Below are 13266 nucleotides of genomic sequence, written 5' to 3' on the forward strand. Positions count from 1 at the left end.
TGATCGTGACTTCGGTGAAACTTCGATGACGGACGCGTATAGTGAACAACATCCTGATCGTAGACGATGATGCCCGCATTCGTGATGTCGTTCGCTTTGCGCTGGAAGATTCCGGCTTTCGGACAACCGAGGCGGCCACCGGTCAGGATGCACTGGAGCTATTCGGAAAATCTCCGGCTGATCTGGTGGTTCTGGATATCGGGATGCCGGAAATGGACGGGCTGGAAGCCTGCAGGGAGCTTCGCAAATGCTCGACTGTGCCGATCCTGTTTCTGACTGCGCGCGATGATGAGATTGATCGTATTCTGGGCTTTCAGCTTGGTGGGGATGACTATGTCACCAAACCCTTCAGCCCACGAGAGCTGGTGCTGCGGATCAAGGCCATCCTTGCCCGCGCCAGCGCTTCAGACGCGCCGGACGAAGTGACAGTATTTCAGGACCTTCGACTGGATCATAGCGCACATTGCTGCACCCTTGCCGAGGCTGAGATTCAGCTGACCGGGATCGAGTTTTCGGTGTTGTCGATCCTGGCAAAGACACCAAGCAGAGTCTATTCGCGCGCGCGGCTGATCGAACTGGTCTATGGTCACAACACCTATCTGTCCGGTCGCACGGTCGACAGTCATATCCGTAATATCCGTCAAAAGGCGCGTGTGCTGGGCTATCCTGACCTGATCCAAACCGTGCACGGGGTTGGGGTGAAACTGGGCATTTGCCAGTGTTGACCATCAAGAAAAAATGGAGGCCATCGCTTGCGCTGGTAATTGCGCTGGTCTGCATAGCGTTGGTGACCCTCCCGATTATCGGCGTACTGGGCGCCCGGCTGTCCAGCAACCAGTTCGCGCGTGAGACTGAGCGCGGTTTGCTGTCTCAGGCGGTTATCCTTGCCGAAATGTACGCTGCGGCGTTCTCGGAACTGCAGGCTTCGCCCGATCTCGGTCATCGCTTGTCCAACGAGCAGATAGAACGACTTGCGCGGGATTTTCATCCCATCCCACCCAGTTTGGATCTGTTCCGCAGTCAGGTCTTGCCGCCTCGTCCCGACCCGGTTGAAGCTGTCGAACCTTTGGGTGTGACCTATGCAGCGATCTCTTCAACTCTGTCACAGCTGGCGAGTTCGGCGAAAAAAACGACTCTGACGGGATATGTCTTTTTAGATCACTCCGGACAGGTCATTGCTGGCAGCGGACCGGTCAGCGGGTCTTTTCTGCATGTACCAGAAGTGTCGCAGGCCCTGCAGGGAGAAACCGTCTCATTGCTGAGATATCGGGACGACCCATCCAAACGGCACCTTCTGAACTCGATCAGCCGAGACACCACTTACCGCGTGTTTGTCGCCCATCCGGTGGTGTTGGAGAACAGGGTTATCGGCGCTGTTTATCTGTCTCGCACGCCGATGGACCTGAGGAAATTTCTGTTTCAGGAACGGTTCACGCTGGGTTCTGTCGCCGTATTCATGCTGGTGTCCGCGGCTGGGATCGGTTGGATGATGTGGCGGCTGATCTCAAAGCCAATTCGCGATCTCAGCAGTCAGAGCCGGGATGTCGCAAGCGGATCGAAACCAATACCTGATCCCGTGCAGCACTATGGTGTGCAGGAGCTTGCGGATTTGGGCAGCAATGTCGTTTCGATGGCCGCAACTTTGTCGGATCGATCCACAGCGATCGAGACTTACACAAGCCATGTCACGCATGAATTGAAATCACCGGTCACTGCAATTCTCGGCGCGGCTGAGCTGCTGTCTGACGGGCCGTCTGCGGTGTCCGGTGATCGCAATCAGAAACTGGTTCATAACATTCAGCAAGAAGGTCTGCGCATGAACGCTCTGCTGGGGCGTCTGCGCGAACTGGCCCGGGCCAGCGTTCAGACAGACCCGGCCCCAACGTCACTGGCGGATATTGTCGGGGCCGCGTCAGCTTCGTTCCCGGATCACGTCATCGAGTGTCACGCGCCGTCCGACACGTATCTGCCATTGTCCAAGGATCAGGGGCAAATTGTTCTGCACCATCTTCTGCAAAATGCGTTCCAGCATGGGGCAACGCGTGTCGACATAACCTATGAAGCGGCTTCAACCAGCCTGATTGTTGCCGACAACGGCACGGGAATCTCCGCGCGAAACAGTGCTCGCATCACAGACCCATTCTTTACGACCAGACGGGATCAAGGTGGAACCGGTCTGGGCCTTTCCATTGTTGCTGCCGTGTTGAAACAAGCCAATGCGGTGATTGAGGCAATGACTCCAAAGCACGGCGCCAGTTTTCGGATCAGGTTTTGAGCCCTTATCGATTGCACCAAGCACGATCAACTTTGTGTCTGTGCCGCGTTTCCTGGCTTGTTGCGCAATGCGCATGTTCGACCAGCTCGAAAACTTGCGCCTGCAGCGGTTAGCCCGGACTGTGCAACAGCGACGTTTGCCTTGGTCGAACTGCCGAATTACCTGTCGCTGTAAATTCTTGAACAGAGGGCTTCCGTGGCAGCTCGCGTGTTTTAAGCGCGGCGTGAACGCATGTCGTCCGGTATTTCCAGGCCCCCAATTTGCGCCAATAATGTGGTGATCTCATCGACCCCTTTTTTGTGCCGAAGGGACGAAAACACAAAAGGACGACCGTTGCGCATTCTGGCTGCATCCCGGTTCATCACCTCAAGTGAAGCGCCGACATGGGGGGCCAGATCTGTCTTGTTGATAATCAGCACGTCGGATTTGGTGATCGCAGGCCCGCCTTTGCGCGGGATTTCCTCACCCGCGGCCACGTCGATTACGTAAAGCGTCACATCTGCCAGTTCCGGGCTGAACGTGGCCGAAAGATTGTCGCCGCCGCTTTCGATCAGGACGACCTCGATATCCGGGTGACGGGCCTGCATCTCGGCCACGGCGGCCAGGTTGATCGAGGCATCCTCGCGGATCGCCGTATGCGGGCAGCCGCCCGTTTCAACGCCGATGATCCGGTCCTGCGGCAGAACCTGCATCCGCATCAGCGCCTCGGCGTCTTCGCGGGTGTAGATGTCATTGGTGATCACACCGATAGAAACCTTGTCACGCAGCGCCTCGGACAGGGCGGCGGTCAGGGTAGTTTTGCCCGCGCCCACCGGGCCGCCGATGCCAACGCGCAGAGGGCCGTTCATGTTGCTCATGTTCGGAACATCCTTGAATATTGAGTTTCGTGTTTCATCGACGCGATGTCGGGCAGGAACGTGGTCGATCCCAGATCGTCCAACCCGGCCTTGATCGCCTCGGACGCGGTGCGCTGACACAGGGGCATCAGATCCCGGATCAACCGCTGTCCATCAGTCTGGCCCAGAGGCACCAGTCGTGTTGCACAGGCCACCAGATTGGCCATGAAGCTGTGCAGGAACATCTGCGCTGTCAGTTGCACCGGTAGATTCCGGGCCCTTGCGGCATGCCCAATGGCAACGGGGTAGGTCAGAGTTCCCATGTCCAGCGTCCAAACATCCGAGGTCACGCCGCAGAACGCTTCGCCCAACAGATGTGTTTCGCGCAGGCGTTCGGACGAGGCGCAAAAGGCCCGGGACGTGCGGTCGATTTCGTGCAGTTCCTCGCAGGTTTCCGCCCGATAGGCCGCCCCAAGGAACACACAGTCATTGCGCCCCGAGCCGTGCTTGATCACATCGGCGATCCATTCACCAGTGTCCGGGGCATTGGCCACGGCGCCACAGTCAATGGCCCATTCCAGCCCATGCGAATAGGCGAACCCGCCCACCGGGTAAGCAGGCGACAACCATTGCGTCAGGGTCAGGATATCGGTGTCAGTGGGAATGGCCATGGGTCCTGCCGTGGCCATAAGCGCCGCCTTCGGGGGTAAAGGGTTCAACGGTTTCCCGGATGTCAGCGCCCAGCTTCTCCAGCATATCGCGGATGACGTGATCGTGCTGGATCAGCAGGCGGTTATCCTCGATCTGGCAGGGGGTATGGCGGTTGCCGATATGCCAGGCCAACCTCAGCAGGTTGCCACCCGTCACTTCCAACAGGTTTTCGGGGGCGGCGACAATTTCAATCTGGCGACCGTCTTCCAGCACCAGCACTCCGCCATGATCCAGAGATTTGGTTTGCGCCAGATCGACCAGAAAGGCCTCGCCGTCATCCGTCGTCAGCATCTTGCGGCGCAGAAAGCGACCGTCATAGTTCAGCGAGACCTGTGCATGGGCCTGAGAGTGTTGGTGGTCGTGATAGATGCGGGCGGTTTTGATCGCGGTGGTCATCGGGGCCTCCTTTATTCTCAAAACATGAAATAGCGTTGCGCCATCGGTAGTACTTCGGCGGGCTGGCAGGTCAGCAATTCGCCATCGGCGCGGACTTCGTAGGTTTCGGGATCGACGTCGATCCGGGGAGTCGCGTTGTTGAGCATCAGGTCCCGTTTTCCGATATCCCGCGTATTGCGTACGGCGACGGTCTGTTTTGCAAGCCCAAGTGTTTCACCGATCCCTTCGGCCTGCGCGGCCTCGGAAACAAACGTGATCGCAGAATGTTCGACCGAGCGGCCATAAGCCCCGAACATCGGGCGGCTATAAACCGGCTGCGGCGTGGGGATCGAGGCATTGGGATCACCCATCTGTGCGCAGGCTATCGTGCCACCCAGCAGGACCATTTCGGGCTTCACGCCGAAAAAGGCGGGGTTCCATAGCACCAGATCGGCGCGCTTGCCTTCTTCGATGCTGCCAATCTCATGGCTGAGCCCGTGGGCAATTGCCGGGTTGATGGTGTATTTCGCGATATAGCGGCGCACCCGCAGATTGTCGTTGTCGCCGGTTTCATCGGAAAGGCGACCGCGCTGTTTCTTCATCTTGTCGGCGGTTTGCCAGGTGCGGATCAGCACCTCACCCACGCGGCCCATGGCCTGACTGTCGGATGCGATGATCGAGAACGCACCCATGTCGTGCAGGATATCCTCGGCGGCGATAGTCTCGCGCCGGATGCGGCTTTCGGCAAAGGCCACGTCTTCGGGGATCGACTTGTCGAGGTGATGGCAGACCATGAGCATGTCCAGATGCTCTTCGACCGTGTTGACGGTGAAGGGTCGTGTCGGGTTGGTCGAGGACGGCAACACGTGGTCTTCGCCGCAGATGCGGATGATGTCGGGGGCATGGCCACCGCCTGCGCCTTCGGTGTGAAAGGCGTGGATGGTGCGGCCCTTCATGGCGGCCACGGTGTTTTCGACAAAGCCTGATTCATTCAGCGTGTCGGTGTGGATCATCACCTGCACGTCCATTGCATCGGCCACCGACAAGCAGCAGTCGATGGCGGCGGGGGTAGTGCCCCAATCCTCGTGAAGTTTCAGGGCGCAGGCACCGGCCTTGACCTGTTCCTCCAGTGCGGCAGGCAGCGAGGCGTTGCCTTTGCCCGCGAAGGCCAGATTCATCGGGAAGGCATCCGCCGCCTGCAGCATTCGCCCGATATGCCAGGGTCCAGGGGTGCAGGTGGTGGCCAAAGTGCCATGCGCTGGGCCAGTGCCGCCGCCGATCATGGTGGTCAGACCCGAGTGCAGCGCATCCTCGATCTGTTGCGGGCAGATGAAATGGATATGGCTGTCGATCCCGCCAGCGGTCAGGATGCGACCTTCGCCCGCGATGATCTCGGTGCCCGGGCCGATGATAAGGTCCACACCGGGCTGGGTATCCGGATTTCCGGCCTTGCCAAGTCCGGCAATGCGCCCGTCTTTCAGGCCGACATCCGCCTTGAAGATACCCGAATGATCCACGATCAGAGCATTGGTGATGACGGTGTCCACGGCTCCCTCGGCACGGGTTGCCTGAGATTGCCCCATCCCATCGCGGATCACCTTGCCACCGCCGAACTTGACCTCTTCGCCATAGACATCTTCGCGATGGCCCGATTCACTGAACCGGGCTGCGGTCGCGCGATCAACGATCAGGTTCTTTTCGACCTCGATGATCAGGTCCGTGTCGGCCAGACGCACCCTGTCGCCCACCGTCGGGCCGAACATGGCGGCATAGTCACTCCGACTGATCTTGCCCGGCATCTTTCAAAGCCCCCATGATATGTTTGTTGAAACCGTAAATGTGGCGCCGACCCCCATAAGGTACGAGCATTACCTCGCGCATTTGTCCCGGTTCGAACCGAACGGCGGTGCCGGCCGGAATATCCAGACGCATTCCCAAAGCCGCATAACGATCGAAATCCAGCGCCGGGTTGGCCTCGGCAAAATGGTAGTGGCTGCCGACCTGCACAGGACGGTCACCGGTGTTGGCCACCATCACAAGCCGCCCGCTGCGCCCTGCGTTGAGCGTCAGCATTCCGTCCGCCGGAATGATTTCGCCCGGGATCATTTCGGCAGCTTGGCGATTAGGGCAACCACGGCCAGCGCCAGCAGCGCCAGACCGACGCCAAGGCTGGCATAGTCGGTGCCATGCGCGTGGATATGCGTATCGGTATGCGCCACTGCGGGGCCAGCAAGGATCAGGGCGGGGAACAGAATTCGGGTCATGAGGAAATCCTTTTTAGGTTAGCGGATTGGGTTGTGCACGGTCACCAGCTTGGTGCCGTCAGGAAAGGTGGCCTCAACCTGAACTTCGTGGATCATCTCAGGTACGCCCTCCATGCATTGATCGCGGGTTATCACCTCGGCCCCGGCCTGCATCATGTCGGCGACCGAACGTCCGTCACGGGCACCTTCGACCACGGCATCGGTAATCAGTGCGATTGCTTCGGGGTGGTTCAGCCTGACGCCGCGCGCCAGCCGTTTGCGGGCGACCTCGGCGGCCATGGCGACCAGCAGCTTGTCTTTTTCTCGGGGGGTCAGGTTCATGTCAGATCATCCAGCATCTGGGAAGGCGGTCATCGTTCAGCCGCCGCAGCACGGGCATCAAAGCTCGGCGGAGGGTAAAGCTGTTTTCGGCCAGCATTCGTATCACCAGCAAGTCGCCGTGAAGCAGGCTGGCCCCGGCGCTGTCGGGCAGCATCTGTCGGACCGGACTCAGCTGGCCTTCGGCGGTGGGTGAGGCGAAGAGGACCAGCGCCATCGCGCCCGCACCATCGGCAATATGTGGTTTGGCCAGATGCGCGTGCAGATCGCCCGAGTATCGCGTGGCATCCAGAAACGCGGGCGCGCCACTGCGCCGGATTTCGATCCGGTCACGCAGGCGAATATCGGTCAGTGTCTCGCCCATGGCAGCACGCCCGAAAACCAGCGGCTCGACCATCAGCGCGGTTGCGTCGGGGGCCAGATCGATCCGCAACCGGCGATCCAGCGCACTACCGTTGAACAGGATGGTTTCCTGTGGAAGCCAGTTCAGCCGGGCGCCTGCATCAACGCTCAGCTGGTTCGTGATCTGGCCATACGGTCCGGGCTGCGCCTTGTAGGCGCGCTCGCAGGCTTGCGTCGTCAGGGTAAGGGTGGTTCCAGAAGCGGCGTGCCCGGTGAACCGGAATGCATCCCCACCCGTTACCCCGCCTGCCGTGTTCAGTAGAACCGCATCCAGCCCACTGTCGCTACTGCGAGGGAAAAGACATTTGAACGAACCTGACTGGCGAAATCCGTCCAGTACCGATCTGCCGCCCGATTGCTTGGCGCTCAGACGAATCGCACCCTTGGCACGTGGAGGCGTCGCATACTGCTTGGGCAATGTGGTGGCGAGATGAGTGATGGCATACCTGCGAGATTAAGATTTGTGCCACTTGTTTCATCGGTAGTGCGCCGGAACTCTATTCTGCGGTGCCGTAATCAGGTGATTTTCCGATATGCGTGACTAATTTTTGGACACAAGCTGAAACCTGTGGTCAAAAATTGGGCAGGTAAGGCCAATTTAAAAGATTGAATTGGTGTCGATTTGCCAAGATTGCCGCAATGCAGAAACAGTATGGATACCCGCCGCGGAGACGACCCCGGGGGTGTGTGACGGCTGCGCGAATTGGACCTCGAACACAACCGCCACACGGAACGCAACAACAGTTGCGGGGAACAGGTAGAAGAAGAGCGCGCCCATGCGCAAGCCCTCTCCTGTGGTCCCGCCAGGAGGCTTACATGTCATTTCTCAAATCCACACTCGCCGGGTCGGCGATTTTTGCAGCCATGGCAACGGCGGCTTTGTCTGCCGAAGACACGATCAAGGTCGGTGTGCTGCATTCGCTTTCGGGTACGATGGCGATCTCGGAAACCACGCTGAAAGACACTATGCTTATGCTGATCGACCAGCAAAACGCCAAAGGTGGCCTGCTGGGCAAACAGCTTGAGGCCGTTGTCGTCGACCCGGCATCCGACTGGCCGCTGTTCGCTGAAAAAGCGCGCGAGCTGCTGACCGTGCATGAGGTTGACGTGATCTTTGGCAACTGGACTTCGGTCAGCCGGAAATCTGTTCTGCCGGTGATCGAGGAACTGAACGGGCTGCTGTTCTATCCGGTGCAGTATGAGGGCGAGGAAAGCTCGAAAAACGTGTTCTACACCGGCGCGGCCCCGAACCAACAGGCGATTCCGGCGACGGACTATTTCCTAGAGGAACTGGGAGTTGAGAAATTTGCGCTGCTGGGCACCGACTATGTCTATCCCCGCACCACCAACAACATTCTGGAAAGCTATCTGAAGGGCAACGGTATCGCGGATGACGATATCTTTGTGAACTACACCCCGTTTGGCCATTCTGATTGGTCCAAGATCGTGGCCGACGTGGTTGCGCTGGGCGCAGATGGCAAGAAGGTCGGCGTGATCTCGACGATCAATGGTGACGCCAACATTGGCTTTTACAAGGAACTGGCCGCTGCCGGTGTTTCCGCCGATGACATTCCGGTCGTGGCCTTCTCGGTCGGTGAAGAGGAACTGTCGGGTCTGGATACGGCCAACCTTGTGGGCCATCTGGCAGCATGGAACTATTTCCAGTCGGCCGACACCGAGGCCAACGCTGAATTTGTCGAGACCTGGAAAGCCACCATGGGCGAAGAGCGCGTGACCAACGACCCGATGGAGGCGCATTACATCGGCTTCAACATGTGGGTGAACGCCGCGACCGAGGCGGGTTCGACCGAAGTCGACGCCGTGCGTTCCGCCATGTATGGGCAGGAATTTCCGAACCTGACCGGCGGCACCGCCGTGATGCTTCCGAACCACCACCTGGCCAAGCCAGTGCTGATCGGTGAGATTCAGGAAGACGGTCAGTTCGACATTATCAGTGAAACCGAAGTGGTGCCGGGAGATGCCTGGACCGATTACCTGCCGGAATCGGCAGTGCTGAAATCGGATTGGAAAAATCTGGGCTGCGGTATGTACAACACCGAGACCAAGACCTGCGTTCAGACTCTGTCGAACTACTAAGTCAAGCTGAAAGGCGGGTGTCATCGCCCGCCTTACCACCAAAGATACTCGGGTTTCTCCAAATGTTACGACTATTCCTAGCGGGCCTCGCAGTGCTGTGCGCCTGCCTGACGGCCAGCGCGCAGGAGGCCAGTTTGCAACCGGTCCTGCAGGAGCATCAGGCGGCCATCGCCAAAAGCTCGCGCAAGACGATCAAGCCGGCGATTGATGCGATCGCGACCAGCGGCCTGCCGCAGGCGCAGACCATGCTTGAAACATGGGCCGCAAAGGACATGTGGATGCGAAAGTCGGATGGTCTGTTCTTTGCTGGGAAAAAGGTCGAGGGGAGGTCCTATGAGCTGACGGATTTCGACACCGGCGAGGTGGTGGGCAGGTTTGAGAAATCCGATCTGAAACAGCTAAAGCCCAATAGCGGCATCCGCGCCATGATTGGCACGGCGCTGGTTCAGTTCCAGTTGACCGACCCGAGCCGCCCGAAACGTCTGGCAGCATTGCAATCCATCCAGCGCGATCCCGAAGCTGCTTTGCTGGAACCTCTGCGCGCCTCGATCGAGGGCGAACCGGATGCGGACGTGAAGGCGCAGAAACAACGGCTCGAACGCTTGCTGACTATCGGGTTCGACAAAGACGCAGCGGCCCGCGTAGCCGCCATCGAAGAAATGTCCGGCGATCTGGGCGTCGATGTCCGCGCGGCGCTGAACCCCCTGGTCGTGACCGTACGAAAGGCGGTTAAGGAGTTGCCGTCGGATGCAAACGTTGCCGTTGTTCTGGTGCCCGGTTCGGAATCCCTGTCCCGGGACGAGGCATATGATCTGTTGGTCGCTGGCGATCTCGCTGCGCCGCGTGTGTCGGTGGGCGACATCCGCGTGGCTCTGGCCGCGAATATCGAGGGTGGCCGCGTAGGCGGAGTTCCGGTCGCGCAACTGAACACCGATTCTTCACGGACAAAGGCGTATGCCGCACTGGCCGAAGCCGGACTCGTGCCTGCTTTGGTAACGGAGGCCGACATCGACGCTGCATTGGGCGCGCATGTTTTCATTGAAACCTACGCTGAGCCGTCATCCGAAGTCACGGCCGCCGCCGCAAGGGCACTGGAACAGGTCGAATTGAAGGTTGGCCTGAACCAGACGCTTGATCTGACGCTGGATGCGATTTCTCTGGCGTCGATCTATTTCCTGGCCGCCGTTGGGCTGGCGATCACCTTTGGCGTCATGGGTGTGATCAACATGGCGTATGGCGAGTTCATCATGATGGGCGCCTATACAGGCTACGTGGTGCAGCAATTCGTTCCGGATCACACGCTTTCGATCCTTGTTGCGATTCCACTGGCATTTGCTGTCACTTTTGCGATGGGCGTGGCGATGGAGCGTCTGGTGATCCGCTGGCTGTATGCGCGGCCACTGGAAACGCTGCTGGCAACCTTTGGCATCTCGATTGCGCTGCAACAACTGGCCAAGAACATCTTTGGTACGCAGGCCCGACCGCTGACCGCGCCCGGCTGGCTGGACGGGGCGTGGGTGCTGAACGATGTGGTTTCGATCAGTTATATCCGGATTGCGATCTTTGTACTGGCGCTGATTTTTCTGGTTCTGTTTCTTTTCATCATGAAGCGCACGCGGCTGGGGCTGGAAATGCGCGCGGTGACGCAGAACCGGCGCATGGCAGGCTCGATGGGGATCAACCCGGGGCGGGTGAATATGCTGACCTTTGGCCTTGGCTCAGGCATTGCCGGGATCGCTGGGGTGGCCATTGGCCTTTTTGCCAAGGTAACGTCGGATCTGGGCAGCAACTATATCGTGCAGAGCTTTATGACCGTGGTTGTCGGCGGTGTCGGCAACATCTGGGGGGCGCTTGCCGGGGCTGGGTTGATCGGCTTTCTGCAAAAGGGGATCGAATGGATGAACCCCTCGAACACGCTGGCCGCGCAGACCTACATGATCATCTTCATCATCATTTTCATTCAGTTCCGGCCACGGGGCATCATCGCCCTTAAAGGCCGCGCAGCGGGGGATTGAGCCATGGAACGTAGTTTTATCGCTAAAAACCCATCTGTTCTGGTCTTTCTCGCCATTCTGTCCCTGTTCACGTTGGGCGTGACCGTCCTCTCTGAAGGGTTCGGGATCGGCGTGATCTCAACCAGTTTCATAAAGACTCTGGGCAAGACCCTGTGCCTGTGTCTGATCGCGGTTGCGATGGATCTGGTCTGGGGCTTTACCGGCATCCTGTCACTGGGTCATTTCGCGTTTTTTGGGCTGGGGGGTTACATGATCGGCATGTGGCTGATGTATGAGCGCACCCGCTTGATCGTGGTCGAGTCGCTGTCGCAGTCGGAAATCCCGCCGACCCAATCCGAGGTCACTGACGCCATTGCCAATCAGATTTTCGGCGTAGTGGGCGCGTCCGACTTTCCGTTGATCTGGGCGTTTTCGCATTCGCTGACATTGCAACTGATCATGGTGGTGCTGGTGCCGGGCCTGCTGGCGCTGGTGTTTGGCTGGCTGGCCTTCCGCAGCCGGGTCACGGGTGTTTACCTGTCGATCCTGACACAGGCGATGACCCTGGCGCTGGCGTTGTATCTTTTTCAGAATGACAGTGGACTGCGCGGCAATAACGGCTTGTCGGGATTGCAGAATTTGCCCGGAGTCTCTGCCGCTCAGGATGTAGTGTCGGTCTGGTTTTTCTGGGCTTCGGCGCTTGCATTGGGTCTGGGCTATTTGCTGGCGGCGTGGATTGTTTCGGGCAAGTTTGGTTCGGTCATTCGCGGTATCCGTGATAACGAAGCGCGGGTGCGGTTTCTGGGTTACTCGGTCGAAGTCTACAAGTTGACGGTTTTTACGCTGACTGCCTGTATCGCGGCCGTCGCGGGCGCGCTGTATTACCCACAGGCGGGTATCATCAACCCCGAGGAAATGGCGCCAATCGCATCAATCTATCTGGTTGTCTGGGTTGCTATAGGCGGGCGTGGACGTCTGTATGGGGCAGTTATCGGCGCGGCCTTTGTCAGCCTGCTCAGCACATGGTTCACCGGCGGGCAGGCACCGGATATCCCGCTGGGATTTTATACAATCAAATGGGTGGACTGGTGGCAGGTCCTGTTGGGCGTTTCCTTTGTGCTGGTCACCCTATTCGCCCCGCAAGGCATCGGCGGTTTGTTCGATCTGGTCGGCAACCGCCGCCATCCCGACCGACATGGCGCCAACCTCGGCCCCGATGACGGCGCCTTGCGCGAGAAGGAGGCCACTGAATGAACACTCTGCTAGAGGTGAGCGGCGTCTCTGTCAGCTTTGACGGGTTCCGCGCCATCAACAACCTGTCGTTTCAGATCGGTAACGCTGAATTGCGGGCGGTGATCGGGCCAAACGGGGCGGGTAAGACCACATTCATGGACATTATCACCGGCAAAACCCGCCCAGACGAAGGGCGAGTGATCTGGGGTGAAAAATCTGTGTCGCTGCTGCGGATGAGCGAGGCCAGGATCGCACAGGCGGGCATCGGGCGAAAGTTCCAGAAACCCACGGTTTTTGAAGATCAGACCGTGCAGGAAAATCTGTTGATGGCGTTAAAGAACAAGCGCGGCTGGTTGCGTGTTTTGTTCTACCGACCTGCCGAGGCTGATCTGCAAAAAGTGCAATCGCTGGCCACCGACATCGGGTTGAAGGCGGAACTGAACCGAAAATCCGGAGAACTTAGCCACGGACAGAAACAATGGCTGGAAATCGGTATGTTGCTGGCGCAGGAGCCTCGTCTGCTTCTGGTGGATGAACCCGCCGCCGGTATGACCTCGCAAGAGCGCGAACATACCACTGATTTGCTGGTGAAAGCCGCCAGAACCCGCGCGGTGGTGGTGGTCGAACACGATATGGAATTCGTTCGCCGCCTGAACTGCAAGGTCACTGTCCTGCACGAGGGGTCAGTTCTGGCCGAGGGCAGTCTCGACCATGTCACATCAAATCAGGACGTCATCGACGTCTATCTGGGGCGCTGAGCA

General features: G+C 58.8%; 14 protein-coding genes. 6 read left to right on the forward strand and 8 right to left on the reverse strand.

The annotated features are described in order from the left end of the window. Positions 1-41: 41 nt before the first annotated feature. Together ACR0NA_RS17560 and ACR0NA_RS17565 are read left to right on the forward strand one after the other, a co-directional pair. On the forward strand, positions 42-725 hold the full coding sequence (locus ACR0NA_RS17560) for a response regulator transcription factor (protein WP_480731107.1): 684 nt from the start codon (positions 42-44) through the stop codon (positions 723-725). Next, complete coding sequence (locus ACR0NA_RS17565) at positions 722-2275, forward strand: ATP-binding protein (RefSeq protein ID WP_480731109.1); 1554 nt, start codon at positions 722-724, stop codon at positions 2273-2275. The genes ACR0NA_RS17560 and ACR0NA_RS17565 overlap by 4 nt, the downstream gene beginning before the upstream one ends. Positions 2276-2487: 212 nt before the next feature. On the opposite strand, the gene ureG is transcribed toward ACR0NA_RS17565, so the two are convergent. The 8 genes from ureG to ACR0NA_RS17605 are packed head-to-tail and all read right to left on the reverse strand — an operon-like array spanning position 2488 to position 7599. Next, positions 2488-3132, reverse strand: coding sequence for an urease accessory protein UreG (gene ureG / locus ACR0NA_RS17570; RefSeq protein WP_480731111.1), 645 nt, complete (start codon positions 3130-3132; stop codon positions 2488-2490). After that, positions 3129-3800, reverse strand: a complete 672-nt coding sequence (locus tag ACR0NA_RS17575) for an urease accessory protein UreF (RefSeq protein ID WP_480731114.1) — start codon at positions 3798-3800, stop codon at positions 3129-3131. Before ACR0NA_RS17575 ends, ureG begins: the two co-directional genes overlap by 4 nt. Continuing rightward, the gene (ureE, locus tag ACR0NA_RS17580) at positions 3766-4218 is read right to left on the reverse strand and encodes an urease accessory protein UreE (protein ID WP_480731116.1); all 453 of its coding nucleotides are present in this window, start codon (positions 4216-4218) and stop codon (positions 3766-3768) included. Before ureE ends, ACR0NA_RS17575 begins: the two co-directional genes overlap by 35 nt. 17 nt (positions 4219-4235) lie before the next feature. Further along, on the reverse strand, positions 4236-5996 hold the full coding sequence (gene ureC / locus ACR0NA_RS17585; protein ID WP_480731118.1) for an urease subunit alpha: 1761 nt from the start codon (positions 5994-5996) through the stop codon (positions 4236-4238). Further along, the gene (locus tag ACR0NA_RS17590) at positions 5971-6303 is read right to left on the reverse strand and encodes an urease subunit beta (RefSeq protein ID WP_480731120.1); all 333 of its coding nucleotides are present in this window, start codon (positions 6301-6303) and stop codon (positions 5971-5973) included. Before ACR0NA_RS17590 ends, ureC begins: the two co-directional genes overlap by 26 nt. After that, the gene (locus tag ACR0NA_RS17595) at positions 6300-6461 is read right to left on the reverse strand and encodes a hypothetical protein (protein ID WP_480731122.1); all 162 of its coding nucleotides are present in this window, start codon (positions 6459-6461) and stop codon (positions 6300-6302) included. Before ACR0NA_RS17595 ends, ACR0NA_RS17590 begins: the two co-directional genes overlap by 4 nt. Before the next feature lie 18 nt (positions 6462-6479). Next, positions 6480-6782 carry an urease subunit gamma gene (locus ACR0NA_RS17600; protein ID WP_170655068.1) on the reverse strand — a complete coding sequence of 101 codons (303 nt, stop codon included), beginning with the start codon at positions 6780-6782 and terminating at the stop codon, positions 6480-6482. A gap of 1 nt (position 6783) precedes the next feature. Beyond that, positions 6784-7599 (reverse strand): urease accessory protein UreD, encoded by an 816-nt coding sequence (locus ACR0NA_RS17605; RefSeq protein ID WP_480731124.1) that lies wholly within the window; start codon positions 7597-7599, stop codon positions 6784-6786. Between the two features lie 398 nt (positions 7600-7997). Between ACR0NA_RS17605 and urtA the strand changes: the two genes are divergently transcribed. The 4 genes from urtA to urtD all read left to right on the forward strand — a co-directional run bounded on the left by urtA (position 7998) and on the right by urtD (position 13263). Beyond that, positions 7998-9278, forward strand: a complete 1281-nt coding sequence (gene urtA / locus ACR0NA_RS17610) for an urea ABC transporter substrate-binding protein (protein WP_480731126.1) — start codon at positions 7998-8000, stop codon at positions 9276-9278. Between the two features lie 62 nt (positions 9279-9340). Next, positions 9341-11293: an urea ABC transporter permease subunit UrtB gene (urtB, locus tag ACR0NA_RS17615; RefSeq protein ID WP_480731128.1), complete on the forward strand. Its 1953-nt coding sequence runs from the start codon at positions 9341-9343 to the stop codon at positions 11291-11293. Between the two features lie 3 nt (positions 11294-11296). Beyond that, positions 11297-12526, forward strand: coding sequence for an urea ABC transporter permease subunit UrtC (gene urtC, locus ACR0NA_RS17620; protein ID WP_480731130.1), 1230 nt, complete (start codon positions 11297-11299; stop codon positions 12524-12526). Further along, positions 12523-13263, forward strand: coding sequence for an urea ABC transporter ATP-binding protein UrtD (urtD, locus tag ACR0NA_RS17625; RefSeq protein ID WP_480731133.1), 741 nt, complete (start codon positions 12523-12525; stop codon positions 13261-13263). The genes urtC and urtD overlap by 4 nt, the downstream gene beginning before the upstream one ends. The last annotated feature ends 3 nt before the right edge of the window (positions 13264-13266 follow it).

Source organism: Ruegeria sp. C11 (assembly GCF_056537725.1).

What these genes read in the sequence shown, in the direction of transcription:
- ACR0NA_RS17575 (WP_480731114.1), bottom strand. Translation starts at nt 3,800, where the DNA reads ATGGCCACGGCAGGACCCATGGCCATTCCCACTGACACCGATATCCTG.
- ACR0NA_RS17600 (WP_170655068.1), bottom strand. Translation starts at nt 6,782, where the DNA reads ATGAACCTGACCCCCCGAGAAAAAGACAAGCTGCTGGTCGCCATGGCC.
- urtA (WP_480731126.1), top strand. Translation starts at nt 7,998, where the DNA reads ATGTCATTTCTCAAATCCACACTCGCCGGGTCGGCGATTTTTGCAGCC.
- ureG (WP_480731111.1), bottom strand. Translation starts at nt 3,132, where the DNA reads ATGAGCAACATGAACGGCCCTCTGCGCGTTGGCATCGGCGGCCCGGTG.
- urtD (WP_480731133.1), top strand. Translation starts at nt 12,523, where the DNA reads ATGAACACTCTGCTAGAGGTGAGCGGCGTCTCTGTCAGCTTTGACGGG.
- urtC (WP_480731130.1), top strand. Translation starts at nt 11,297, where the DNA reads ATGGAACGTAGTTTTATCGCTAAAAACCCATCTGTTCTGGTCTTTCTC.
- ACR0NA_RS17590 (WP_480731120.1), bottom strand. Translation starts at nt 6,303, where the DNA reads ATGATCCCGGGCGAAATCATTCCGGCGGACGGAATGCTGACGCTCAAC.
- urtB (WP_480731128.1), top strand. Translation starts at nt 9,341, where the DNA reads ATGTTACGACTATTCCTAGCGGGCCTCGCAGTGCTGTGCGCCTGCCTG.
- ACR0NA_RS17595 (WP_480731122.1), bottom strand. Translation starts at nt 6,461, where the DNA reads ATGACCCGAATTCTGTTCCCCGCCCTGATCCTTGCTGGCCCCGCAGTG.
- ureE (WP_480731116.1), bottom strand. Translation starts at nt 4,218, where the DNA reads ATGACCACCGCGATCAAAACCGCCCGCATCTATCACGACCACCAACAC.
- ureC (WP_480731118.1), bottom strand. Translation starts at nt 5,996, where the DNA reads ATGCCGGGCAAGATCAGTCGGAGTGACTATGCCGCCATGTTCGGCCCG.